The organism is Buttiauxella sp. S19-1, from assembly GCF_022134725.1.
Lineage (GTDB): Bacteria > Pseudomonadota > Gammaproteobacteria > Enterobacterales > Enterobacteriaceae > Buttiauxella > Buttiauxella ferragutiae.
On record NZ_JAHWLU010000224.1, the window covers coordinates 1 to 2,500 of the forward strand.

Consider the following 2,500-nt stretch of genomic DNA (forward strand, 5'->3'; position numbering starts at 1 on the left):
CGATGTTGACGTCGGTTGGGTCAATCCAGCCGGTCAGATTTGCACCGTTACGCAGAGAAAGCGCAGTGTTGTCTTTGGCGATGATATTACTGACTAGCTGTGCGCCGCCGTTGCTGCCATCAAGCACCAACTCGCCGCCATCGATATGGGTATCGCCTGTCCAGCCTGTTTTACCGGTCAGCGTCAGGGAACCGTCACCGGTTTTGGTCAGGCTGCCTTCGGAAGTGCCATCGACAATATTGCCCGCGTAGCGGGAATCATCTGCGCTTGTCGCATTGTTGACGGTCAGTGTCGCGCCATTCAACTGAACTTCACCGCCGGTTCCGCCAAGGCGATTCACCAGTTGGTTGTTACCGTTCAGATCAAACACGCCGCCATTGATATTCACTTCATTGCTGGTGGCAATACTGTCAACTTCATCGGTACGCAGCGCGCCTGCATTGACGATGGTTTTGCCGGTGTAGCTATTTTGGGTGGTTAAAATGGTGGTGCCATCGCCCTGTTGAGTCATCGAACCTGTGCCTGACATCACACCAGACAGCGTGGTTTCCGCTGGGTTATTGATGACAAATTCGCTGTTGTTGACGACATCACCAACCAGTGTGCCCGCCGTGCTGCCATCGCCCAGTTGCAGAGTGCCACCGCTGATGGTGGTGCCACCGGTGTAGGTATTCTCGCCAGTCAGTACGGTTGTGCCGTTTAAGTTGGTGACCGTCCCCTTGCCTGAAACTTTCGGCGAGAACAGGTAGTTTCCTGAGGTATCTGAGTGGTTAAACACCAGCGTATTACTTGCATTGAGTAAATCAATTTTTGGTGTTTCCAGTGTGCCTGGAGCAGTCGCAGCAGACCCTTCTTCAGCACCGATGTAAATAGTGCTGCCATCACCCGCCACGTTGATGCCATTTCCAGCCGCCACGCGGCCTTGATCTGCAACAACCAACGTTCCGGTACTTTCGGCTTCAGTGCCATCTTTGGAGCTAAAACCAATGGAAAGTGTGCGATCCGCGCCGAGATCCCAGCTTGAACCTGCGCCACTGACGGTTGCAATGCCCGTCGATCCGGATGCTGCGGCAATGGCCCCACCATTACTGTTGATGGTGCCACCATCGGTAACGTTTAAGGTGCCGGTTCCGCTGCCACCCACACTTAATCCGCCGCTGGTAATCGTGAGGTTTGAACCTTTTCCGCTGACGTTCACGGTACCGTTAGCCTTCTTACCATGGCCAACGGAGGATGATGAGTTGGAGGTCACTTTCCCACCGTTGGTGATGTTTAGTGTCCCGGTGCCGTTGGTCCCAACGGTGATCCCCGAGCTTGAATCCGCAGTGACAAATAAATGGGAATCGGCACCATCGACATTAACGACACCGTTACCACTGCCGTTTTGCCCGATATTAATAAACATGGCGTACATATTGCCGCCGTTTTTAATATTCAGCGTGCCATCTCCGCTGCCGCCAACAGTGGTTGTTCCTTTGCCCGATGGGTCATTAGAGGAGGTAACACTGTCGTACCAGGTGCCGCCATCGACATCCACCGTCCCGCTGTCGCCATTATCGTAGCCCAGTACTGAGCCGGAGATCCCACCGGAAGTTTGCCCGGCGACAACAGTCTCACCTTGTTTGATAATCAGCGAGCCGGTTCCACCATCACCGACATATAAGGCGTCCGGGTTTTCAGGAAGGTCAGCAAAAGTGCCATCTTTATTGATGGATACGGCGTGTGCTGTGGTCGTACACAGCGAGGCTGCGATAAATAAGCCCAGCCCTTCGCGGGATACCGCTTTATAAATATATTTCATGCGTTTTATTATCTCGGAATCTATTATTAACATGCTAATAGATTGGGATTCATTCCCATGTTTCTGGTAGCAATAAATACAATATGTGGTTATATAAAAACGAGCGAAAGCCAGCATGTGAAGACGCTGTTTGCTTGGTTTTTATACAACTCGTTACCCGTTAATGTATCATTGCAGGTAGAGCGGTGGGAATTGAGCACCATTATTATTAATTTGAGTTAAGTGTAATTATTCAAGTTTCCCGAGAAGCCAAGAGAAATCATTAGCTATTACGGTCTGAATTTTTTGGCCATTTCATATAAAGTAACGACATTGTTTTTTAATGGTTATTATTGTTTAATTTATTGATTTTAAATGTATTTTATTTATTTTTGAATGATGGATTATTGAAGGGTAATCATTAAGTGGTGCTGTTAATACTCAAGCGGTTATCCTGATGTAAAATCTAGCGTCTGTTGATTTGACTTAAGTATTCTGTGGAAATGTTTATTTACATGAGGGGGGAGTATTTCTCTGGAATTGTTGAATGAGAATCTTCTCACTATCTGTATTGAATGTTTATTCTTGTTTTTACTTTATATATCAGACTTGGAAAACAATAGTTTTATTGTGGGATAATGCTTTGGTGAAAACAAATTTGATCATGAAATAGACAAAAACGATTAATATCGTTGTTTTTTTGATCAGGCAAACCATAAT

The 2,500-nt window shown here is 47.3% G+C and carries 1 protein-coding gene; it reads right to left on the reverse strand.

The genetic code is table 11. The features are described from left to right. Positions 1-1,801, reverse strand: a 1,801-nt coding sequence (locus MES37_RS24070; protein WP_237932797.1) for a beta strand repeat-containing protein, incomplete at its 3' end; no start/stop codon positions are given. Positions 1,802-2,500 lie beyond the last annotated feature (699 nt).